The organism is Streptococcus infantis (assembly GCF_047463635.1).
Taxonomy (GTDB): Bacteria; Bacillota; Bacilli; order Lactobacillales; family Streptococcaceae; genus Streptococcus; species Streptococcus infantis_W.
Genome location: NZ_JASHDL010000055.1, coordinates 1 through 783, shown reverse-complemented (window position 1 = coordinate 783; position 783 = coordinate 1). Strand labels below are relative to the sequence as shown.

1 pseudogene is annotated in these 783 nt (G+C 42.4%); it reads left to right on the top strand.

Annotated features, from left to right (window positions below):
• Positions 1-783: pseudogene (locus tag QM867_RS10750) on the top strand (hypothetical protein); the annotation flags it as partial.

The following is a 783-nucleotide window of genomic DNA, read 5'->3' as shown; positions in this document are numbered from 1 at the left end:
TAACAGATGCAGAAAAAGCTAAAGTAGCAGACGAAGTTAAGAAAGCTAACCCAACAGCGAAAGATGTTGAAGTAGGCAAAGATGGAACAGCAACTGTAACCTTCCCAGATGGATCAACAGCAGAAATCCCAGCAGCTAAGGCAGTTGAGAAAGCTAAAGATGCAACACCTGCTAAGGATGCAGATGGCGTTAAAGATCCAGCTAAGACACCAGTTAAAGATCCAGCTAACTTAACAGATGCAGAAAAAGCTAAAGTAGCAGACGAAGTTAAGAAAGCTAACCCAACAGCGAAAGATGTTGAAGTAGGCAAAGATGGAACAGCAACTGTAACCTTCCCAGATGGATCAACAGCAGAAATCCCAGCAGCTAAGGCAGTTAAGAAATCAGCTGATAAAGCAGTTAAGGATCCATCAGTAACTCCGGTTACAGATCCAAGCAACTTGACTGATGCAGAAAAAGCTAAGGTAGCAGACGAAGTTAAGAAATCTAACCCAACAGTAACAGATGTTAAAGTTGGCAAAGATGGCACAACAACTGTTACATACCCAGATGGCGCAACAGCGGTTATCCCAGCAGATAATACAGTTAAGAAATCAGCTGATAAAGCAGTTAAGGATCCATCAGTAACACCAGTTACAGATCCAAGCAACTTGACAGATGCAGAAAAAGCTAAGGTAGCCGATGAAGTTAAGAAATCTAACCCAACAGCGAAAGATGTTGAAGTAGGCAAAGATGGCACAACAACTGTTACATACCCAGATGGTACAACAGCGGTTATCCCAG